The organism is uncultured Psychroserpens sp. (assembly GCF_947492715.1).
Lineage (GTDB): Bacteria > Bacteroidota > Bacteroidia > Flavobacteriales > Flavobacteriaceae > Psychroserpens.
This window is the reverse complement of the sequence record NZ_CANLNS010000001.1, coordinates 976420-1001104: the sequence shown is the minus strand read 5'-3', so window position 1 is coordinate 1001104 and position 24685 is coordinate 976420. Positions and strand designations below refer to the sequence as shown.

The 24685-nt window shown below is 34.9% G+C and carries 16 protein-coding genes; 6 read left to right on the top strand and 10 right to left on the bottom strand.

All coding sequences use genetic code 11. The features are described from left to right. The first annotated feature begins 49 nt into the window (after positions 1–49). From Q0787_RS04420 to Q0787_RS04410, 3 genes are all read left to right on the top strand, one after another. Positions 50–2272, top strand: coding sequence for a M43 family zinc metalloprotease (locus Q0787_RS04420; protein ID WP_298901036.1), 2223 nt, complete (start codon positions 50–52; stop codon positions 2270–2272). A 229-nt stretch (positions 2273–2501) separates the two neighbouring features. Further along, positions 2502–7214 (top strand): immunoglobulin-like domain-containing protein, encoded by a 4713-nt coding sequence (locus Q0787_RS04415; protein WP_298901035.1) that lies wholly within the window; start codon positions 2502–2504, stop codon positions 7212–7214. Positions 7215–7350: 136 nt separating this feature from the next. Further along, positions 7351–11247, top strand: coding sequence for a GEVED domain-containing protein (locus Q0787_RS04410; RefSeq protein ID WP_298901034.1), 3897 nt, complete (start codon positions 7351–7353; stop codon positions 11245–11247). Between the two features lie 5 nt (positions 11248–11252). Here the strand turns inward: Q0787_RS04410 and Q0787_RS04405 are convergent, their stop codons facing one another. The 10 genes from Q0787_RS04405 to Q0787_RS04360 all read right to left on the bottom strand — a co-directional run bounded on the left by Q0787_RS04405 (position 11253) and on the right by Q0787_RS04360 (position 22747). Continuing rightward, positions 11253–11966 carry a 3'-5' exonuclease gene (locus Q0787_RS04405; RefSeq protein ID WP_298901033.1) on the bottom strand — a complete coding sequence of 238 codons (714 nt, stop codon included), beginning with the start codon at positions 11964–11966 and terminating at the stop codon, positions 11253–11255. 29 nt (positions 11967–11995) lie between these two features. Next, positions 11996–14227, bottom strand: a complete 2232-nt coding sequence (locus Q0787_RS04400; RefSeq protein WP_298901032.1) for a S41 family peptidase — start codon at positions 14225–14227, stop codon at positions 11996–11998. A 98-nt stretch (positions 14228–14325) separates the two neighbouring features. Next, complete coding sequence (locus tag Q0787_RS04395; RefSeq protein WP_298901031.1) at positions 14326–16515, bottom strand: S41 family peptidase; 2190 nt, start codon at positions 16513–16515, stop codon at positions 14326–14328. A 30-nt stretch (positions 16516–16545) separates the two neighbouring features. Next, positions 16546–17706, bottom strand: a complete 1161-nt coding sequence (locus tag Q0787_RS04390) for a serine hydrolase (RefSeq protein WP_298901030.1) — start codon at positions 17704–17706, stop codon at positions 16546–16548. Between the two features lie 10 nt (positions 17707–17716). Beyond that, the gene (locus Q0787_RS04385) at positions 17717–18238 is read right to left on the bottom strand and encodes a DUF4442 domain-containing protein (protein WP_298901029.1); all 522 of its coding nucleotides are present in this window, start codon (positions 18236–18238) and stop codon (positions 17717–17719) included. Beyond that, positions 18238–18711, bottom strand: a complete 474-nt coding sequence (locus tag Q0787_RS04380) for a methylated-DNA--[protein]-cysteine S-methyltransferase (protein ID WP_298901028.1) — start codon at positions 18709–18711, stop codon at positions 18238–18240. The genes Q0787_RS04385 and Q0787_RS04380 overlap by 1 nt, the downstream gene beginning before the upstream one ends. Before the next feature lie 2 nt (positions 18712–18713). After that, positions 18714–19844, bottom strand: coding sequence for a CNNM domain-containing protein (locus Q0787_RS04375; protein WP_298901027.1), 1131 nt, complete (start codon positions 19842–19844; stop codon positions 18714–18716). A 63-nt stretch (positions 19845–19907) separates the two neighbouring features. Then, positions 19908–20549, bottom strand: coding sequence for a hypothetical protein (locus Q0787_RS04370; protein WP_298901026.1), 642 nt, complete (start codon positions 20547–20549; stop codon positions 19908–19910). A 107-nt stretch (positions 20550–20656) separates the two neighbouring features. After that, complete coding sequence (locus Q0787_RS04365; RefSeq protein WP_298901024.1) at positions 20657–21343, bottom strand: response regulator transcription factor; 687 nt, start codon at positions 21341–21343, stop codon at positions 20657–20659. A gap of 6 nt (positions 21344–21349) precedes the next feature. Beyond that, positions 21350–22747, bottom strand: coding sequence for a sensor histidine kinase KdpD (locus Q0787_RS04360; protein ID WP_298901022.1), 1398 nt, complete (start codon positions 22745–22747; stop codon positions 21350–21352). Positions 22748–23236: 489 nt separating this feature from the next. On the opposite strand from Q0787_RS04360, the gene Q0787_RS04355 reads away from it, so the two are divergent. The 3 genes from Q0787_RS04355 to Q0787_RS04345 are packed head-to-tail and all read left to right on the top strand — an operon-like array spanning position 23237 to position 24676. Continuing rightward, a complete protein-coding gene (locus Q0787_RS04355) occupies positions 23237–23497 on the top strand; it encodes a hypothetical protein (RefSeq protein ID WP_298901021.1) in 261 nt (86 codons plus the stop codon). Further along, on the top strand, positions 23490–24209 hold the full coding sequence (locus Q0787_RS04350; protein WP_298901020.1) for a hypothetical protein: 720 nt from the start codon (positions 23490–23492) through the stop codon (positions 24207–24209). Before Q0787_RS04355 ends, Q0787_RS04350 begins: the two co-directional genes overlap by 8 nt. Before the next feature lie 38 nt (positions 24210–24247). Further along, the gene (locus Q0787_RS04345) at positions 24248–24676 is read left to right on the top strand and encodes a hypothetical protein (RefSeq protein WP_298901018.1); all 429 of its coding nucleotides are present in this window, start codon (positions 24248–24250) and stop codon (positions 24674–24676) included. Positions 24677–24685 lie beyond the last annotated feature (9 nt).

Here is a 24685-nt window from a genome sequence, read left to right as displayed (position 1 = left end):
TTTCACGAGCGAAAATTCAAAATAAACACTAATTTTTTAAACAATTAACATGAAAAAAACAATTACTCTTACACTATTGTGCTTTCTATCAATGTGTTCCGTTTTTGCTCAAGACATTCTTGAACGAAATTGTGGAGCGATGGAAAATCTAGAACTTAGAAAACAGCAAGATCCTAGTCTTGAGGCTCGAATGCAGGAAATTGAAACCTTTACACAGAATAAAGTTCAAGAAATGCAAATGAATAGGGTTGATGGAAGCATCATTACTATTCCGGTGGTAGTACATGTTTTATATCGTAATAGCACTGAAAACATCAGCGTGGCTCAAATTCAATCTCAATTAGATGTATTAAATGAAGATTTTAGACGTACTAACCCTGATGCTGATAATACTTGGTCTCAAGCCGCAGATACGGAAATTGAGTTTTGTTTAGTGACGGTAGATCCAAATGGTAATGCAACAACAGGTATTACCAGAAAATCCACTACTAGACAAGATTGGGGAACTAGTGATGATATGAAAAGATCATCATCTGGAGGTGTTGATCCTTGGAATACAAGCGAATATTTAAATATGTGGATAGTACCAAAAATGACAAGCGGTGGACGAACAATTTTAGGTTATGCACAATTTCCAGGTGGGAATGCATCAACTGATGGGGTTGTTATGGCTTATAACTATTTTGGAAGAGTAGGAAACGTTACAGCTCCTTTTGACGGTGGACGTACAACGACGCATGAAGTTGGCCACTACTTTAATTTACGTCATATTTGGGGAGATTCTAATTGTGGAAACGATTTTGTTGCAGATACACCAACGCATCAAACATCAAATGGAGGATGTCCTGTAGGTCAAGTATCTTGTGGATCTACAGATATGGTACAAAATTATATGGATTATACTAATGATTCATGTATGAACCTATTTACGCAAGGTCAAAAAGACAGAATGCGTGCTGTTTTAGAGGCAGGAGGGGTAAGAAGAAGTTTGGCATTATCTGACAAATGTGGTGGTGGAGCACCAACACCAACATGTACAGATGGTATCCAGAATGGAGATGAAACAGGAATAGATTGTGGAGGTTCATCTTGTGCACCTTGTCAAACAGCTTGTTCTGATAATGAAGTTAATTTATCAATTACTTTCGATAACTATCCGGAAGAAACAGCTTGGACGCTTACTAATAGTGGTGGTCAAACAGTAGCATCTGGAGGAACATATGGTAGCCAAGCAGATGGTTCTACATATACTGAAGATTTATGTTTACCAGATGGATGCTATACATTTACAATTACAGATGTTTATGGTGATGGTATCTGCTGTTCTTACGGAAATGGATCTTATAGCCTTACAGGTTCGTCAGGTGTATTAGCATCAGGAGGATCATTTACAAGTTCTCAAGCCACAGATTTCTGTTTAGGAGGAGCACCTGCACCAACATGTACTGATGGAATTCAAAATGGAGACGAAACAGGAGTAGACTGTGGAGGTTCATCTTGTGCACCTTGTTCAACACCAGGAACAACTGTCTTAAGCGAAGGATACTTCGAGTCTGGATGGGATGGATGGTCTGATGGCGGAAGTGATTGCTTCAGATATAGTGGTTCAAATTCTTATGAAGGTAACTACTCAATTAGATTAAGAGACAACTCAGGAACGGCTTCAGCAATGACATCTTCAGCTTTTGATTTAACACCTTATGATCAAGTAGAAGTTGAATTCTATTTCTACGCAAACAGTATGGAAACTGGAGAAGATTTCTGGTTACGTTACTACAATGGATCGTCTTATAGTACAGTAGCATCATATGCTAGTGGAACAAACTTTAATAACAATACATTCTATACGGCTACAGTGACATTAAACGCATCTGATGTTAACTTTGCATCAAATTCTAGATTTAGATTCCAGTGTGATGCATCAGCTAACGCAGATCAGGTTTATATAGATCAAGTAACTATTAGAGGTATCAATGGTTCGGGTAGAGTAGATACTATTAGAGCACTTGGAACCGATCACAGACCAGATAATTCATTTATGTCTGAAGAAGATTTCATTATTTATCCTAACCCTGTAAAAGGAAACACATTATTTGTTAAGTTATCTAATAATGAAAATGCAACATATAGAATTTTAAATATGTTAGGACAAACGATGATGAAAGGAGATTCTGTAAAAGAAATCAACGTGTCTAGTTTGAAATCTGGAATGTACTTCATTGAAGTTAACGACGGAGAAGAAACAATGACTAAAAAATTCATTAAGCAATAAACACTAACCGTTTACTTAATGCTAAAAGTCCAGATGTAAATCTGGACTTTTTTTTATTCTATATTTTGTTTGTAGGACTAATCTGAAAAGCAATTACGGAAAAACCACAAATCTTGCATATAATTGAGAATTTTAAGGATTTTGATATGGAGATTACAGTAAATTATAATTAACTTCAATGGAGTTTATAGAAAATTTTAAGCTATTAATCATTAAAAACACTTCACAGATGAAACTTAAATTAGGGATCCTCATTTTCATAATGAGTTTTAATTTTGCGATGTCACAGAACAAGACGTTTTGGCAAAAAGAATCAATTGACAATTCAAGAACTATTAAATCAAGTAAATTAAATTTGCCAAAAACGCAAACGTTTACTTTGAATATCGAAGCCTTAAAACAGGCGTTGGTTAATGCACCTCAAAGAGAAGCACTTCATAACAATTCTTCTGGTATAATTTTATCTTTTCCAAATGATCAAGGTAAACTAGAACGCTTTAAAGTTGCTGAAGCTTCTATATTTAGCCCAGAACTACAAGCTAGATATCCAGATATTAGATCGTATGTAGGACAAGGTGTTGACGATCCAACTGCAATTATTAGATTTAGTATCTCGCCTAAAGGTTTTCAAAGTATGAGGCTATCGGCTTATATGCCTGCCACATTTATTGAAGCTTTAACAGATAATGCGTCTCACTATACTGCATTTAAAAGAGCAGATAAAATCAACTTTAATGATGATTTTGAATGTGAAGTTACAGAGAGTATGAATAAACGTTTAAATGTAGGAGATGATAGCGCCATGAGAAATGCCGATGACTCCATTTTAAGAACGTATAGATTGGCAGTATCCGCAACAGGGGAATATACCAACTATCATGGAGGAACAAAAGCATTGGCTCTTGCGGCAATTAATGCTACAATGACAAGAGTAAACGGTATTTACGAAAGTGATTTTAATGTAACGATGATACTTATAGGTAATACTGATGATGTCATTTATACAAATTCAGGATCAGATCCCTACGGAAACTCTACAGGCGGTTACAATGGTCAATTACAATCTACTTTAACTAACGTAATAGGCGAAGCTAACTATGATGTTGGTCACTTATTTGCAAACCTTCAAAATAATGGTAATGCAGGATGTATTGGTTGCGTTTGTGTTAATGGACAAAAAGGAAGTGGATGGACTTCTCATACAGTACCTGAAGGCGATCCATTCGATGTAGATTATGTAGCGCATGAATTGGGACATCAGTTTGGAGGAAATCATACATGGACGCATGGCGGAAACGAAGGAACTAACGTACAAATGGAACCTGGAAGTGGATCTACAATAATGGGGTATGCAGGTATTACAGGAGCTACTGATGTTCAATCTAATAGTGATCCTTATTTTCACGCAGCTTCTATAGAACAGATTACAGATTATATAAAAACCACGAGTTGTCAAACAAATACAAATACAGGTAACGCCGTACCAACTGTTAATGCGGGTTCAAATTATACGATTCCAAGAGGAACTGCATTTGTTTTAGATGGCTCTGCAACCGATGCGGATGCTGGTGATGTATTAACATATTGCTGGGAACAAATGGATGAGAATAATGCCTCTACAACGAACCCAAGCGTTAATGCAACGTCAGGTGTGGCATTTCGATCTTTTAACCCAACTACTGATACAAAAAGATATTTCCCAAGATTGTCAACAATCAAAACAGGAGCAACTTCTTGGCAATGGGAAGCTGTTCCGAATGTTGCTCGAAACTTAAATTTTAGATTGACAGTTAGAGACAACCAAGCTGGTGGTGGAACCAATAATAGTGACGATATGGTTGTCACTGTAAATGGTACCGCTGGCCCATTTGTTGTTAACTCTCCGAATACAAATGTTACCTGGAATGCGGGAACAACGCAAACGGTTACTTGGAATGTTGCTGGAACTACTGGAAATGGTGTTAATGCAGCAAATGTTGATATATTCCTATCTACAGACGGCGGAGACACATACCCAATAGCATTAGCATCTGGTGTTCCTAATGATGGCTCACACGATATTTTAGTTCCAAATAATCAAGGAAATCAAAATAGAGTAATGGTAAGAGGAGCAAACAATATTTTCTTTGATATTTCGAATTCTAACTTTACTATTGCTGGTCAAGTGGTTTGTAATGCAGATATTCCTACTGGTCTTGCGGCCTCTAATGTGGCTACAACGACTGCAACTTTAAGTTGGAATGCAGTGCCAGGAGCAACTTATGATTTGAGATATCGTCAAACTGGAACATCGACATGGACAACAACTGCTGTGACTGGAATCTCGTCAAATATTTCTGGGCTTACAGCGCTTACACAATATGAAGCTCAAGTAAGAAGCAAATGCTCTGGTGGAAGTAATTCTGCTTATAGTGCTTCAGTGAATTTCACAACTACAGATGTACAATTGAATTATTGTGATTCGGCAAGTACCAATGTGAATGATGAATTTATTAGTAGAGTACAATTAAATACAATTGATAATGCTTCTGGTGCCCAATTTTACTCTGATTTCACAAGTATATCAACAACACTAACGAAGGGAACTCAATATACAATTTCTATTACGCCAACATGGACAGGGACTTTATATAATGAAGGATATTCAGTATGGATTGACTATAATAGAGATGGAGATTTTTCAGATGCTGGAGAGCAAGTATTCTCTCAAGCACCTACGCAAACAACACCTGTTAGCGGAAGTTTCACAATACCAGCTGGTGCTGTAGAAAACTCTACTCGAATGAGAGTATCTATGAAGTACAACGATATCCCTGATGCATGTGAAACAACATTTACATATGGGGAAGTTGAAGATTATACAGTTATAATTCAAGGGTCTGGACCAGATACTGAAGCTCCTGTTATTACTTTAAATGGAGCGTCAACAATTAACCTAGAGTTGGGAGATTCGTATTCTGATCAAGGTGCTACGGCTTCGGATAATGTCGATGGAGATTTAACCTCTAGTATTGTCGTTGGTGGTGATACTGTAGACACTAATGCAGTAGGAACGTATGTTATAACTTATAATGTAAGTGATGCTGCAGGAAATGATGCTACAGAAGTAATACGAACAGTTACTGTAAATCCAGATTCTACAGCTCCGGTAATTACTTTAATAGGAGCCGCAACAATTAATTTAAATGTTGGCGACACCTATAACGAACAAGGTGCTACTGCGTCAGACAATATAGACGGCGATATTTCAGCAAATATTGTAATTGCAGGAGATGCCGTAGATACAAATAATGCGGGAACTTACGTTGTAACATATAATGTTAGTGATGCTGCAGGAAATGCTGCCGCTCAGGTTATAAGAACTGTTAATGTTACTGCAGATACAACAGCTCCGGTAATTACTTTAATAGGAGCTGCAACAATTAATCTAACCGTTGGTGACACTTATAACGAGCAAGGAGCTACAGCAACCGATAATATTGATGGCGATATTTCGGCAAATATTGTTATTGGAGGAGCTACCGTTGACACGAATACCGCAGGTAGTTATGTCGTGACTTATAATGTTAATGATGCTGCAGGAAATGCCGCAACTCAAGTTATTAGAACTGTGAATGTGTCCGAACCATCATCTGGATGCTCTGGCGGGATTTCAACATTCCCTTATTCTGAAGGTTTTGAAAATACGCTAGGAGGATGGACGCAATCAACGGCCGATGATATCAACTGGACTGTTGATGCCAATGGAACACCTTCAAATGGTACAGGTCCATCTAGTGCAACTCAAGGAACATACTATGTTTATGTTGAAGCATCTGGGAATGGTACAGGTTATCCTAATAAACGTGCTATTTTGAACTCGCCATGCTTTAATTTATCTGGATTGACTGAAGCTACTTTTAGTTTCAAATACCATCAGTTTGGTTCTAATGATATGGGAAGCATTGATTTAGAAATAAGTGATGATGATGGTGCGAGCTGGACATCCATTTGGAATAGTACAGGAAACCAAGGAAATTCATGGTTAACCGCAAATGTTAGTTTAAATGCCTACACAGGAGGTAGTGTACAATTGCGTTTCAATAGGCTCACAGGAAGTACATGGCAAGCAGATATAGCAATTGATGATGTTAGCCTAATCGAAGGTGAAGTTGTTGTAGAGAGTTGTTCTGGAGGAATAACGTCATTCCCATACTCCGAAGGATTTGAAAACACGTTGGGTGGATGGACGCAGTCATCGGCTGACGATTTAAACTGGACTGTTGATGCTAATGGAACACCATCGAATGGTACAGGACCATCAAGTGCAAATGAAGGAACTTATTATATCTATGTTGAGGCTTCTGGTAACAATACAGGCTACCCAACAAAGCAAGCTATATTAAACTCTCCTTGTTTTGATTTAAGCGGACAGGCTTCAGCGAGTTTTAGTTTTAATTACCATCAATTTGGTTCATCAGATATGGGAACTATTAATTTAGAGGCTAGTAATGATAATGGTGTAAGTTGGGTAAGTATCTGGAACAGCTCAGGTAACTTAGGAAATTCTTGGCAGTCGGCTAATGTTAGCTTGTCTTCATATGCTGGAGGAAGTGTTCAACTGCGTTTCAATAGAGTAACGGGTGGTACTTGGCAAGCAGATATTGCAATTGATAATGTTAGACTGATTACTGCTCAATCTAAAGGAGAGACGTCAAGACCAGATATAGCTAATGTTAAAGACATTACACTATACCCTAACCCGGTTAAAGGCGATTTATTAAACGTGAAATCTGATTACTCTAACCTTAACTATGAGATTTATAATATGGTGGGGCAACTTGTTGGAAAAGGAATCGTTAAAAACGATGCTATTAATATAAGTGAACTTGATGGAGCCATCTATCAAATTATATTTACCTTAGAAGATAAAACATTAACAAAACGATTTATAAAACAATAGAAATACCAATTAACTTTAAAAAGTCCAGATCACGTATCTGGGCTTTTTTTTTGTGACATACAACAAAAATATGAGTCTAATAAAGAGATTATCAATACCTTGTATATATTAATGCTATTACATTCCTAAAAACTATATGAATTCACAGTTTCGTTTTTTGATCGCAGTTTTGCTTATGGCTATTCAGGCAAATGCGCAAACTCCGGGCGTATCAACATTCTATGAACAATTCAATGGAGATACTAGAGAATATATAGAATATATACCTGGGAATTTGCCTATAATTATTTCTGCACCTCATGGAGGAGTGAAGTTGTCTGGACAAACAATAGGAGGAACCTTCTACCCAGATAATGATTCGACATTACCAGATAGAAGTTGTGGTACTAACGAACGTGATGATAATACGGACATTTTAATTCGTGAAATTCAAGCTGAAATATTTGCACTAACAGGATGCTATGCACATGTTATCATTAATAATTTACACAGATCAAAACTTGACCCTAACCGCGAACAAAACGAAGCCACTTGTGGTGATTCAGATGCTTTAGACCATTGGAATGCTTGGCATAGTTTTATTGATCAGGCCAGTGCTTCTGTTGAAGCAAATTGGGGTAAAGGTTTATACATTGATTTACACGGTCAAAGTCATACCATACCAAGAATAGAAATAGGATATAATATCACTGCTACACAATTAAATACAGGCAATTTAAATAGCACTACAAATATTAATAGATCTACGATTAAGAATCTAGTATCGAATAACTTAAATAGTCATACCCATGAAGAATTAATAAGAGGGGTAAATAGTTTGGGAGAGCTATTTCAAAATCAACCAGCTGTATTTTACAACGCAAATGTCAACCCAGGATGCGGTGTTACCTCTGGATATAGAGCTGTTCCTAGTAATTCAGACTATGGAAATACGAGTTGTGATGATACAAGGCCTCATTCTAATGCTTATTTTGATGGAGATTTCTACAATAATCGAAGACACGGTTCTGGAAATGGAACAGGTAGTAGCGGAGGTAATGTTGGAGGTGGCGGTCATATAGATGGTATTATGACAGAAGTTAATAGGCGGGTAAGGGATCTCGGAACATATAATGGGAATGTGTATGATACAAGACCTCAAACTTTAGTGCCTTTTGCAAAAGAATATGCTGCCGTAGTATTGGATTATATTGACATTCATTACAATGATTTCGCGAATTTTTCTTATGCTGCTAATTCTTATGATGTTAGTGATGCGAACCCCTCACCAACCATATCTGGTCTTACTGGCGGAACATTTGCAAGCACAACAGGATTATCTATTAATTCTAATACAGGTGTTATTGATTTGTCTGCATCTACAAACGGCAACTATGTCGTAACTTATTCCGTTGGAACCTGTATGTATTATCAAGAAACATTTGCAATTGAAATCACAGGAACATTACCTGATACAGAAGCTCCAACTGCTCCAACAAATTTGACAGCTAGTAATGTTACACAATCGAGCTTAGACTTAAACTGGACTGCCGCTACAGATAATATAGGAGTTACGGCATATGAAATTTACCAAGACAATAATTTAATTGCCACAGTCTCTATAACTTCCCATCAGGTGTCTGGATTAACGGATAATACAAACTATGCCTTTTATGTTATTGCTAAAGATGCTGCAAATAACAGCTCAGCCGCTAGTAATACAATTAATGTAACAACATTAGAGCTGGATACACAGGCACCAACGACACCATTAAATTTATTGGCCAGTAACACTACAACTACAACAGTAGATTTAGATTGGGAGGCTTCTACAGATAATATAGCTACTGTTGGTTATGATATTTATCAAGGCGCTAGTTTGATTGCTCAAGATGTTTTAGCCACAACTTATCAGGCTACCGGATTGTCTCCTGAAACACTCTATAGTTTTAAAGTGATTGCTAAAGATGGAGCCAACAATACCTCTATGGATAGCAATGAAGTTGGTGTACTTACTTTATCTGGCCCTGCACAAACCTATTGTGACTCTCAAAGTAATAATGTTAATGACGAGTTTATTAGCAGAGTTCAATTAAATACTATTGATAACACATCTGATGCCCAGTTCTATTCAGATTTTACAGCAATGTCAACGATTCTAAGAAAAGGTACTCAATATACAATTACTGTGACGCCAACTTGGACTGGAACAATATACAATGAGGCCTATGCTGTTTGGATTGATTTTAATAATGATGGTGATTTTGAAGATTCTGGAGAAGAAGTATTCACAATTAACCCTAATCAGAATACAAGCGTTAGCGGTAACTTTACTATCCCATCTAGTGCAACAGAAACAGACACGAGAATGCGTGTTTCTATGAAATATAATGGTGTTCCGACATCTTGTGAGGATTTTACTTGGGGTGAAGTTGAAGATTATTCGATTAAGTTAGTTGGATCTAATGATTTGATTTACACGAATAACACTTGGATACCTTACTCTCCATCACCAACAACAGGAACAGATAATGCTATTGTCTTAGATGGAACATATTCGATATCTGATGATATTCAAATTAATGATATAAGAGTTGAAGGAGGTGCAAATGTATTTGTTGAAAAATCTAAATCACTAACCGTTAACGGAAATCTAATTTCAAATGATAATGTAACTCTTGACTCAGACTCTAATGAATATGCTAGTTTAATAGTTGCTAATTTAGTGGTTGGAAAAGTGATGTACAGAAGATACGTTAATACCACAGCTAGCGTTGGTGGAAATGACCTTGTTGCACCACCCGTTTTTGGCGAGTCATTTTTCGATTTTAGAATGTCTAATGCCAATATTGTAAGTAATACGGGGAACACATTATTCTTATTTGGTCCTTTTGATAAAATAACAGATACTTACCTACTGTATAGCGATGTCGAAACCGCACCAATGTACGCAGGAACTGGATACCGAGCCGCTTCAACAGATGCAAGCACTTTTACTTTTACGGGATTAGTAAACACTAGAGATGTTAGTGTACCAATAGTAAATGACGGACCAACAAACCCAGAATGGAATTTAGTTGGAAACCCGTACCCTTCTTATATTAGATTGTTTGATTTTCTTGCAGCAAATAACTCGCAATTTGATTTTGAAAGCGCTGGGATTTATGGATATGATGGGAATGCATCTGACGGATGGACCATATGGAACATGGCCTATTCTGAAGCGAACCCGAATGCTATTATTACACCTGGTCAAGGGTTTTTAGTGGCTTCTGCAACTAATAATGGACGAATCGACTTTACATCAACTATGCGAATCACTGGTAATACAGACGATTTTATTCCAGGAAGAAACTCCAATATTGCACATTTACAATTAGAATTAAATTTAACCTCAGGAGGACGTTATAAAACAGATTTTTATGTTACAGATAATGCCTCAAACGGAATGGACTTTAATTATGATTCTAGTATTTATGGAGAACAAGCACCTTCAAGTTTTGCTTTATACTCACATTTATTAGAAGAGAGTACTGGTATTGATATGGCGATACAATCTTTAGGATTTGACGCCTTAGAAAATGCTGTCATTCCGTTAGGAGTTCATGTTGGACAAGGACAACAATTCACTATTAGTATTTCAGAAAGTACAATACCCTCAAATGTTGAAGTATATATTGAAGACACGCAATCTAATACGTTCACATTACTTAATACGACAAATTATACCATTACGCCCACCGAAAACTTAACCAGCATTGGACGTTACTTTTTACACTTTAATGAAGCGACTTTAGGTGTTAATACGCCCAACGAAAATGATTTAGAAATGTATACAACAACGCGTCCAAAAGAGTTAATTGTTAAAGGGCTTTTACTTATGGATTCTAAATTAACTATCTATGATTTACAAGGCCGTTTAATTGAGAAGGTGAGTTTAAGTAATTCTCAAACTATGCATACTATAGACATTTCTACAATGAGTTCAGGTGTTTATGTGGTGCACTTAAGTAGTGATATTCAAAGCAAAACTCAGAAAGTAATAATTAAGTAAATGGTTTAGACATGAACAATGTCATTATCATGTAATAGCTCATCACCTCTTAATCTCAAGAAAATTTGTGCCACTGCAATTGTATCTTTCTCACAGTAGGTAATGATGCGATCTATATCTTTGAGCTTATAATAGACATTATAAACTTCACTGCCATCGATATCATCTTTAGGAGATGGAATTCCCAAAACATGAGTAAGTAATTTTAATGAGGTATAAGTTTTATAGTCTCCAAATTTCCAAAGTTCCAAAGTGTCCAGATGCGGAACTTCCCAAGGTTTTTTTCCAAAGAGATTTAACTTGTTAGGTAATTCTATATTATTAATAATCATACGACGGGCGATATAAGGGAAATCAAACTCTTTTCCGTTATGTGCGCAAAGTAAAAACTTATGACCACTGAAATGCGTTAATAATAGGTTTTTAAAATCTTGAAGAATCTTAGATTCGTCACCATAGAGAGACGTGACTCTAAATCTTCTAATGTCTCCTTCATGTTTAAAATAGCCAATAGATATACAGATAATTTTTCCAAACTCGGCCCAAATGCCAGCACGTTCATAAAATTCTTCAGCTGTAAATTCATCGCGTCTTTGATACTTAGATTTGTGATCCCAAAGCTCTTGTTTGATGACGTCTAATTCTAAAAAATGCTCAGTTTCAGGAACTGTTTCTATGTCTAAAAATAGAATATTTTCTATGTTTAATTTTGTTATCATGCTCATTTCAGTTTAAAAGAAATACATCGTTAGTCTTTAATTGTTTCGTTTGTTGTAATTGACTGGTTGATGAGGTCTATAGCTTTTTCTAGCAATTCATCACGACCTTGTTTAATGCCCTCAATTGTTGGTTTTACTTCAATATCTGGAACAATCCCAATACGCTGCGTTTCTGTTCCATCTGGATAATATACGCCAATTCCAGAAATCATTGTTTGCAATCCTCCAGGAAGGTTAATTCGAGAGATATTGCCATCTGCACCAGCTGTAGTGCTTCCAATAATGGTTGTTTTATCTCCAGCTCTAAAGGCCATCGCAGTATACTCGGCTTGGCTTTGAGATATTTCATTAACTATAACAATTACTTTTTGTCCTTTGTATGACCAACCTCTTTTTAAACCTACCTTCGAACCATCTCTAAAAACAAATTCACCTGGGTTATCGATATTTCCAGATGTAAATTTAACAAAATTTGTACGATTAGAATTGAGATAATTTCCTAGTGTAAATGGTACAAAAGTGGAAGGGTAATTTCTAATATCTACAATAATACCTTTAGTATCTTTAAACGCTTCTTTGAGTAAATCAACATCTTTTTCTTTAATATTTTGTAGTGTTACATAACCAATATTGTTATTCAATTTTTTGAAGCTAGATTCAGTACGTTTTTTATACCATTTATAATGGCCTTTAATATTTCGTTTAGGATGAAGATTTATCGTAGTTTCAAAATGGTCACTTCCACGGTCAATTTTTAAATCAAGTTTTTTATTTGTAGAGCGTAAAATATCAAAACTAATATCGCGTAATCGTGTAGGCTGATTTGATGCCGGATAATAAGGGCTCATGTCTAAAACAATATCAGTAATTGGTTTTTTATTAATATGCGTAATCACATCTCCTAATTTTAAACCACAAGACCTACTCTTTTCATCATTAAAAAGTGCGTCAACAACAAGTTTGTCTTCAATAAATTTAACATGAATAGGTGCATAATAATCACCTCTTTGTTCCTGAATTTTATCATTACCACCCCAAAGATTGGCATGCGTGTCTTTAATATCTCCAATCATTTGAATGGCTGCTAACTCATATTCAAGTTCATTTTTCGCGTCAATAAACTTTGGAATATATTCGGCAAGACAACTGTCCCAATCCTTATCCATTAAATGTCGATATGGAAAGAAATAGTTGATCATATTCCAGTACCTAAATACCGAAAGCAATCTAAAACCATCATCTGGATATTTCATTCCAGAATATGATTTTTCATTCTTAAATTTTGGATTCCCTACATAGGATTCCATGCCTATGTAAAAATGCGTTCCTTGGTGTCTGTTTTCTTTTACATACTGAAGTTTTTCACTTAGTGCAACCGATATTTCGTTGCTTTTTATCCAATCTAAATCTGGTTTTAAAAAAGCATCTTTATCTACCGCTTTACATGATTTACAAGGCATTACTTTGCCTAAACTATCTATCCATGCAATTAATACATTATCGCGTTGAGTGTTGGATGTGGTTTTTAAGTATTTTGGCAGGATTCTAAACAATTCATAATCCCAATTGAAATTACCTTTCGCAATTTCTGGATGATGATATTTTAGAAAACCCCAAACACGTCCTATTAATTCTAAATTTTTAATTTGAACCTCGTTTAAATCATGAAAAGAAATATTAGAACCTGTATCAAATTCTTTATCCATCCGCGCTTTTGAAAGTGCTTTCTTAGGGGCTTGATTTAATGGTTTACCATCTACAGTGATTTCGAGGTGATCAACCCATATTTTTCCTGTTCCTACGAGTATACCTCCAATACGTATTTCTTCTGAATTATCATCTAGCTTGAGTTCTATCTCATATTTTTCCCAGTCATTCGTGCCTTGAAGTTTTTTAGCACGCATATTATCGAATGCTACATTTGGATCAATTCGCATCCATAAGCCTGCCCAACCTCCTTTAACATTTTCAGTTTTAAGATATCCAGTTAATTTTATTTTTTTACCTCCAAAAGAAGCAGGTATTTTATAAGATAATGCTCGAAAACCACTTTCGTCAGGAAGGCTTTCAATAACACCCGAAATGCGTCCGTGTTGAGCAATAACATCGCTATAACTTATTTTGTAATTGCCATCACCAAATGACGTCCAGTCTTTGGCTGAGTCGCCATCTAAAGTTTCAAAATCTAAGTTGAAATCACTCTGTGCAATACAACTGAAAACAGTACACAAGGTAAATAGAGGAAGTATTAATTTTTTCATTGTTGATTGGTTTTAAAATCAAAAAAAGAAAGAAATAGATAGACGGCTAACTAAGAATTTGTTAAATAACAAAAGATTAAGACTAATGGTTAAATGTTTTAGTCCTTAATCAGATTACTGTCAATTACCTCTAGTGCTTTATCTAATACTTCATCTCTGCCTTGCTGTATCCCTTTAATGGTTGGTCTTATTTCAATATCAGGAACGATGCCTATGCGCTGTGTTTTTCTGCCGTCGGGATAAAATATCCCTATCCCTGTAATCATTGTTGAGTAGCCTCCAACCACATTGAATTTGCTAACATTGCCATCTGCTCCAGAGGTTTGGCTTCCAATAGTTATCGCGTTTTCTGCAATTTGCAAACACATCGCAGTAAATTCTGCATGACTTTGAGTGGTTTCATTTACAAGCAAGATGACTTGCCCTCTATAAAGATCTTCTTTACTGCCTCCTCCTGCTTGATAACTGGGCTCCCAAATAAATGCTCCGGGATAAGATAAATCTGGTTTCGTGAATTTTACAAAATCAACAGATTTGGTGTTTAAGTATGGTGCAATTTCATACAAAGTACCTTGCGGATAGTTTCTAATATCAAATATGATAGCTTTAGTGTCTTTAAATGCCGTCATCATTTCAGTGACATCTCCACGCGTTAAGTTCCCCATATGAACATATCCGATGTTGTTGTCTAACATGTTCCACTTATCTTTAGATTGTTGACGGTTAAAGTTTGAATACGAATATTTCTTTATTTTTTTAGACGTCGTAGTTCCTTGCCTTTCTACAGTGACATTGCAAGATGAATTATCGCCTTTAAACAAGACAAAAAAGGCACCTCTTCGTTTTACGGATGGATTAGATGCAAATATATATTTATTATTGGTTTTCAAAATTTCTGAAACAGGAACCTCATTTACATGGGTAATAACGTCTCCAATTTTTATATCATTTTCTTCAGCTAAATTGGTATCATAAAATTTGGATACAACAGCTTTATTGTCGATAATTTGAATTTCAAAAGGGGGGAATTTTGTCCCGAAATGGGCCCAAGTTTTTGGCGTTGAGAAGACACCATGACTATCGTCTATTTTTACCACCATTTCTAAAAGAGCAAGGTGATAATCTGTTTCTGTTTCTGCCTTAATAGTTTTAGAAATCATTTCTTTTAAAACCGAATTCCAATTTTGATCGGTTTCATTTTTGTACGGAAAATAATATTGAATCATATTCCAATAACGATAAACAGCTAACAATCTGAATCCTAAATCTGAATACGGAATTTTAACATAAGACTTTTCGTTTGTGAAATTAGCTTGACCTACCTGACCACTCCCAACATAATAATGTGTTCCTTGAAACCTGTTTTTTTCAATCATATTTAATTTTTGCTCCAATGCACTCGATAAGTTAGAAGAGGTGATCCAATCTAAATCTGGGACCATTTGAGCATCTTTATCTAGGGCCTTACAAGGCTTACAAGGTTTAACATCACCTTGTTTATTTATCCATGATAAGAGTATGGCGTCTCGTTCCGAATTATTAGCGGCATTTAGATAAGAAGGTAATACTCTAAATAGCTCATAATCCCAATTAACAGCTCCAGTTCCTATGTTGGGATGGTAGTATTTTAAAAACCCCCAAATCCGTCCTAACAGATCTAAATTAGCAAGACGTGTATCGTCTAGTTCCAAAGTATTGATATTTGATCCGTTGTTGAATTCAACATCTTTTTCTGCACTAGATAATTCTCTTAAAGGTGCTTTGTCAATAGGTATTCCGTCTATTGTAAGCTCTAAATTATCGAACCACATTTTTCCTTTACCAGAAATTAAACCACCGAATACAATTGTTTCGGCGTTGGGTAAATCATCTAATTCAATTTCATATTTTTTCCAGTCTGTTGTTCCAGTTATACCTTTATCTTGCATATTATCAAATCCAATTTTTGGATCTAAACGCAACCATAAACCAGCCCAGCCATCCCTAACATTTTCTGTCTTAACATAACCTGTAAGTTTAATTTTTTTTCCACTAAAATGGGAAGGAATGCGATACGATATAGCTCTAAATCCACCTTCCTCATTAATACTTTCTATTGAAGCAGATACCTTACCATTTTGACGTATAGATGTATCATATGATATTTTATAATTATCATTTCCTAATGGAGACGCCCAACCTTTGGCAGTTTCATTTTCGAGTATTTCGAAATCTAAGTTGTATTTACTCTGGGCAAATATGTTACCGCATAAGCACAGGGCAGGTAGTATTAAGAGTAACTTTTTCATAGATGGTTAGTTTTAATTTATTAAGAAATATTACGATTTTGAGTTCAGCATTTTGTAGCCTTCTTCAATGTATAACCCAATATCATCAGTAAAAGTTTTAGTTCCAATATCTGGAGATTTTTCATGACCTAACCTTACAATAATGATGTTATCATTTGGCTCTACAAAAACGTATTGACCTAAATGACCACGCATCATAAAGAAGTGTTTATCTCCTATTTGGCGAAGCCACCAACCGTAACCATACTCTGGACTTTCAGGGAAACGAGGTTGGACTGATTTTGCAACAAATGCAGAGTCTAAAAGTTGTTTTCCATTCCATTTTCCATGGTCTTTATAGAGTTTTCCAAAGCGCGCAAAGTCTTTGGCGTTACTCGCAATACAACAGTAGGCTTTTACTAAGTCATGATCTTCACTATCTACTTGCCAAAGTGTAGCATTTTCAGAGCCTAAAGGTTTCCAAAAGCTTTCTTCAAAGTAGTCATACATTTTTTTACCTGTTGCTTTTTCTATGACCATAGCAAGCATTTGAGTATCACCACTGGCATATTTAAACCCTTGTCCAGGCTCATCAACTACTTTTAATCCATTCATTACTTTTGCAAGATCGTCATCAAAATAAGCACGTGTAGTAATCGATAATGGAGAATAGTAGGCCTCATCCCAATTGGTTCCAGATGCCATTGACGATAAATCCCCAACGGTCATTTTGGAGGCTTTTCCTTCGCAAAAAGCTGGAAGAAAATCACAAACAGGTTGATCTAAACTTTTTATATAACCTTCCATTATGGCCTTTCCTAGTAGGCCTGAAACATAACTTTTTGCCATTGAAAATGAGTTCGATTTAGAATCTTCATTAAAGCCATCATAATATTTTTCAAACCAGATACTATCATTTTTAATAATGAGGTAAGCAATGGTTCCCCAGTCTTGGTTAACTTTTTCAAGCTCAGGCGTTGTTGTTACAGTGTTATAATCTTTATGGTTTGGCCAAGGCTTAGGTGCATCTGAGGCGCTAATTGGCTGGTTGTCAAATTCTTTATAATCTTCTAAAAAGGCTGTTGTATGTCCTTTCATATAGATTGTTCTTACAGCTTTTATGAGGTAATCTGTATCTGTTATGTAGAGCACGAGAATAATTAAACCGAATAAAAGAGCTAAGACCTTGAGGAGTTTTTTTAAAAATTTCATTGTAACCAAGTTAATGTTTTGTCTGACGTTGCTTTAGTTTTTCTTTATAAAAACGTTTATCTGCGATATATAGTGTTTTCTTAAAAGTAGCAATTATATTTTGTTTGGCATCAACAAGATTCATGGTTTTAACAATGTCGATTTGATTTTTGTTAACTATGTCTTGTTTGATATTTTCAATCTCTTCTTTAGAAAAAGTAAACTCACCAAAAATCTGGCTTTTAGCGGGCTTTTTATATTGCGCTTCAACAGATTTGTCCCAAACGACATAATTTTCGCCTAGAATTTGCATCAATTGAATCATATAAATAGGGTCGGTTGCAGATAACATACTGCCACCAAAGATGGTTCCTACAAAATTTCTGTTTTTCCAACTAGGTTTCATCGAAATGACAACTTTATGTAAATCGTCACTAACTTCAACAACTTTTGCTGTGGTTCGCTTATACATTGGAGACCAATTAAAGCCATATTTATAAATCGTTGCGGGTTTAAAAAAACGTTCTAAAAATTGTGTTGCAACTTTATACATTAAAATAGAGATTGTTGTTTGTAGGGGCTTTCATGTTCTAAAAGCCATTGCTTTCTGTGTAACCCACCTGCATAGCCCGTGAGACTGCCATCACTGCCTATAACGCGATGGCATGGTACAATAATCCATAATGGATTTTTACCATTAGCGTTGGCTACAGCTCTTATGGCTTTTACATCACCAAGACGTTTTGATAACTGTAGATATGAAATGGTTTTCCCATACGGAATTTCCTCAAGAAGCGTCCATATTAACTTTTGAAATTCGGTGCCTTGAGGGTTTAATTTTAAATCGAATGTTGTACGAGAGCCTTCAAAATAGTCTCTAAGTTGAATGACACAATCTTCCAATATTGTGGGAATGATATCTGTTTCTTTTTCTTTGGAGTTTAAAACCGTTACTTGAGCTATACCATCTTCATCACCTACAATTTTAGTGAATCCTAGAGGAGAATTAATGATACAGGTTTCCATGCCTATTCATGTTCGCTTTTAGAATTAGCATCGTCTAGAATTCCTAGCTTTTTAGCTCTGGCTTCCCAACTTTTTCGTGCCATATGTTGCAAATCAGAAACATTATCACTTTCGTCCATAATCTCCAGACCAAGTAAGGTTTCAATAACATCTTCCATAGTCACCAATCCACTAACTGAACCATACTCATCAACAACTAGTGCCATGTGATTTCTACTTTCTACTAATTGTTCGAACAATTTTGGAATGGGTAAATTGCGCTCAACAACGATGATATTTCGTTTGAGTTCAGACAATTTTTTAGAACCATTATCAAGAGCCATTTCTTTAAATACTTCATCTTTTAAAACCAAACCTTTAATATTATCTGGGTTGTCTAAGTATATAGGAATTCTTGAAAAACGTAAATTCATATTTTTATTAAAGAAATCTTCAACAGTGGTCTTTTCATCCTCAGCTTTCATTACAGTTCTAGGCGTCATTACATCTTTAGCAAACACCTCCTTAAAGGTTAATAGATTTTTAATAATCTTACTTTCGTTTTCTTGAAAAACACCTTCTTCATGAGCCATATCTGCCATGACATGAAAATCTTCACGACTTAAAACACTTCCGTGATGACCTTTACCTCCAATCAATTTTGTTGTAAGTTGTAAAATCCAAAGAATCCCAGTGTATTTCAATGGAATGATTAAGAACTTTAACGCCTTTGTTGTAAAATTTGCTAATTGTTTCCAATAGGTTGCTCCAATTGTTTTTGGGATAATTTCCGAAGCAACTAGAATTAAAATAGTCATAATAGATGATACAACCCCAACCATTAACTCTTCGGTAAACTCTATACCAAAAATACGTCTTGTTTGTGAGCCGTATAATTCAACATAGGCAACCTTTGCTTGTACACCTACCAAAATAGCACCTACAGTGTGCGCAATGGTGTTTAAGGTTAGGATAGCAATTAAAGGGCGGTCAACATCTTTTTTTAAAGTTTCTAAGGCACTTGCGTAGGCTTTGCCCTCCTTTTTCTTAACGTTTATAAATGTTGGTGTTACGCTTAACAATACAGCTTCTAGTATAGAACATAAAAAGGAAAAGAAAATAGAAACAAATGCGTATAATAAAAGTAAAGCCATTAAATAAATTTATTTAATGGCTAATTTATAGAATATTATAGAATATTCGTTTGATTGATTGGTTTAATTGCCTTTTGATCGTTTTGCATTGCGTTCTGCACGTTCAAGATCTCGTTTTGCTCGATCTAAGTCTCTTTGTGCACGTTCTAAATCTCGTCGAGCACGTTCGGCTTGTCTTGCCTCGTCTTCTTTTCTACTAGTACCAGATATAAGATACTTTAATTCTTGGCCTAGTTTGGTGATTTTTTCTGTAAATGCACTTGATGCGACATCTGTATCCAATGATATTCTTAAATGACCTTTAGTGAGTTTACATTCAAAAACTTCATCACCAGTTTTACTATTGGTCCATAGATAAGTATTACCATTAACATCTAAATTGCTTTTACCTAAGGTTTTGATTAGCATCTGTTTTACAGCTTCATTCTTAGATTTGTGAAAGCTCGCTCTAAATTTATAATAGTCATCTGTTGTTTTTACTGAAATAGAACTGTTTGATTTTTCGTCATCATCATTATCTATTGAAATAGAATATGATGTTCCTGATGTTGTTGTCGTTTTTGGTGGAGTTGGTGGTTCTGGAGTTGTTTGTGCGTTTAAACCACTAACCGAGAGCAAAGCAAAACTAAATGCTAAGCATAATCCTTTTTTTAGGCCGATAATTCTAATACTGTTTTGTCTGTCTTTTGATTTTGAAAAATTCATAACTGTTCGTTTTTAATGATTGTTTGATACAAATGTAGACGACTGTAATGGCTTAAAAAAGAAAAGATTAAGCGTTAACCTAGCGTTAACCAATAACATAATCTCTATTAACTTATTTTAAACTCAAGACCAACATTTCTAATGCTCTCAATTGAAATTGAAGGATCTTGTTTGAAGTATTTGCGTAATCTGCTTATAAATACGTCCATACTCCTTCCTGAGAAAAAATCGTCATTTTCCCAAACAGCTTTAAGGATGTCTTCACGTTTAAGGAGTTGGTTTTTGTGATTGAAAAGAAAGAGAATCAATTCTGCTTCTTTTTGCGTGAGTTGTTTTTTATAATCACCAGAACTCAATTCGAGTCTATGGGTATCAAAGGTGTAGGTTCCTATAATAACAATATCTTTTTGAGGCAATTGAAGCGCTGCTTTTTCAGTACGTTTTAGAATGTTGTTAAGCCTTAATACAAGTTCATCTGCTTCAAAAGGTTTTACAATATAATCATCTGCTCCAAGCTTTAACCCTTTTATTTTATCTTCTTTAAGCTTCCTAGCCGTTAAGAAAATGAATGGTGTTTCGGGGTTGATATCAATGACTTTTTCGGCTAATGTAAAACCATCCATTTTTGGCATCATTACATCAAACACACAAATATTATAATGCCCATTTTTAAACTGTTCTAACGCCTCTTTTCCATCTTTAGCCCAAGTAATTTGGTATCCAGAAATTTCTAAGTATTGTTTTAATATATGACCGAAATCTACATCATCTTCGGCTAAAAGAATATGTTTCATAGCTTATTATTGGTTAAAAGGAATTGTTAATGTAAATGTTGAACCATGACCTTCTTTGCTAACTACAGTGATTTTTCCATCATGTGCTTTTATAATTTGATTGGTATAGTATAGGCCTAAACCTAAACCTTTAACATTATGAATTTCTTTGTTTCCAACGCGAAAGAACTTTTCAAATACTTGTTTTTTATCTTTATCCGAAATGCCAATACCATTGTCTTTTATTGAAATATTGAGCTCATGATTACTGTCAACCATACAATCAATTATAATATGATCACTGGCATATTTTACAGCATTTTCTAGAATATTTAACAAGGCTGTTGTAACATAAAATTTATCGAGATCAATAGTTGTATGCGATCCTTCAAAGGTTCGATTTATTGTGACGTCTTCGTTTTTAACCGATAATAGAAAGTCGTCCAAAACAGTATTGATATATGGCTTAATTTCAACCTTCTCTTTGAGAAGCTGTATTTCGTTATAACCCAAACTATTATTTAAAACTTGATCAATGAGTTTTTGAAGGCGTTTATTTTGACGTTTTATAGTATTTACAGTATTATCAACAAGTTGTGGTTGCTGTTTTACCTCCTCTTTTTTTAGCATTTTAGTTGCCAAAGTTAAGGTTGCTAGCGGTGTTTTTAGTTCGTGTGTGATGTTGTTTACAAAATCGGTTTTTATATCGGCAATTTTTTTCTGCGTGATTAAACTCTTAATCGAATAATACAATAACCCAATAACCACGGCAAAGATTAAAAGCGATAATAAAAGTAACCCAACCATTTGTTTGAAAACGATTTTTTTCCAACCTGCAATGTCCATTTTATCTTGAGTTAAAAACACTAAATAGAAGGTGATTTCTTTGTCTTCTCCGTTAATAACTCTGTTAGAAGTGTGATCTGTAGACCAGAGCGTGGAGCTAACACCTATGGCATCTTCATCTGAAATAGGATCGCCTAAAACAATGGACTTCGGTGTTTTATCAAAATTGAAAATGGTATCATTTTTTACCGAATCTTGTAATATAATAGCTCTAATTTTTTTATGGAATTTTATACCATAAGGGATGTTTTTTTTAACCAGCTCTTTTTGGTATTCAACACGATAGGTTTCATTTATAGAGTCTATTATAGATTGAAGACCTTCTAATATGTCTGATTTGGTGGCTGTACTGGCTTTATAATCTGCTATGGTATTTAGAAAATTGTCTTGCCAAATATCTGATAACGAATCTAAAGCAGGAGAGAAGTCATCAATTTTTGAAATAGACTGTCTAGTTTCAGTGATGAATGCTTCTTTTTTGAGTTTATAGGTGTTGTTAATTAAATAGCCTTGAATAATAGATAAGGCAATTAATCCAAGAATAGATAAACTAATTAACAGGTTGATTTTTTTCTTCATGCAATGTTTTTGTTCGCTTAAAATTAAGAATCATCTTTAATAAAAGAGAGCACAATGTCTAAAAAGACATTATGCTCATCATAGTGGTTGATTGTTTGATTGATGAATTCATGTGTTTTTACTTTATTGATCTGTAACGTCGTCTTGAATTCCAATTGTGCGATTTCGTTCCTTGATGTCGTTCTGTAATTAAATCGTTTTTTAAAGTTCTCATGATGTTTTGATTTTAATGATTGATGATGATACAAATCTAGGTTGAAGATTTTTAAAAATGATAAAAATCAAATAAGTTAACCTTGCATTAACCTATGTAAGTGTTTAAGTGTCAGTAATAATGGGCATTTTAAAGAAATCTTAGAATTCCTGTTAACATTAGAGTTTTGAAAGGGATTAGATTATTTTGTAACTTTATATTTGAAATACCTTGTATTGGGTATTGATTTTACACTCCCTATTTTAGAATTTAGTAGCATAATTAAATAGATAATTATGGCCGCTGAACAAACTTCTAATGCACCCAAGGTCTACGAGATTATTCGAGTAGAATGCCAAAAGAAAGATTGCAATGAATCTTTTGATGTTGTGATTTCTCCTGTTTTAACACCTGTAGCAGCTCCAGTTCAGGAGATAGCTATAGATCTCCTAATGCGGTCAGTAGAGAAGAAACTTATTAACGATTATATTGTTGTGAAGTGTCCTTGCTGTGATTTTATGCAACGCGTATATGTAAAAATAAAACAAGATGAGTGATTTAAAAGATTTCGATATATATTGGATGGAGAAAGGTCAGAAGTTAGTAGACGAGACCTTTACCAACCTTTTTAGACATCTCAATAATTATAATGTTTATCTCAAGGCGTTATTAGGGTTTTATGCGGCAATTGGTCTTGTAAAAGGAATGTTGGAGGATAGTACCAACGGATGGGCTTACTTTAGCTTCATTCTTCCTATTGCTGTTGTGTTTGTCGCTATATATAAAACATCGGTTGGGCAAGAATTAAATATTGAGAAATTGGATATAAGAAGCCCGTTGAAGATTAATGAGACCTACGGTAATTTCGTAATTGCTTTAGCCAAAAGTATAAAGCGTGCAAAGTTCTGGGTTGCCATGGCGACAGTGGCCGTTTTGATTGGAGGCTCGGTAAGTTTATATCTATTAAATACTGAAAAACAGAAAAAGGCTGAGGTCGAAAAAATAGAGCAAAGAGAAGATAAGATCCAAGGCTATAAGGATGATAATGAAAAAGCGTTTGCCGAAAACAAGAAGTTACATGTCACATTTAATGAAGATGCTAATAAGATCACTATCGAGGCTCAGTTTGTAGAACACAAAGTCTTAGTTATAGAAATGAAAACAATAGAAGATAAGACCGATTTGATAAAGGTTCAAATCCCAGCGCTATGTGATTATAAAGCCGAAATTTCGAATGTCAAAGCACTAATAAAAACAACTATTAAATAATATTAAGAAGAAACCCAATCAATAACAAAATATATACTATGGAAACATTTGAAACGTATGAAAATAAACAAGCCATAAATGCTAAAGTAACAATTAGTAGTTTAGCCGCTAAGGATCGAGGCCCATCATTTTTCTTCTTAGATGACAACGCTCTAGGAAATGGTGATTCTGCTACCATTTCTAAATCTGATGTCAAGAATCCCAGCGTACTAAATATTAGAGTTAATTTGGCTTTAGATCAGGTGCAAAATACAAGTCCAGACAGGCTTAGATTTATCAAGTCGACCAAAATAGAATTTAAAATATCAGATCGAGATACTAAAAAAACCTTCTATTCTAATTTTGATGACTTCCCTACAGAGTTTCATTTTGATGATGATAATACGTTCTTTATAAGAAAAGAAATTCAAATTAAGTTTTTAGAAGATTTCAGAAGTTCACATAAATCGTTTGTTCAATCACTATAAAATAATACT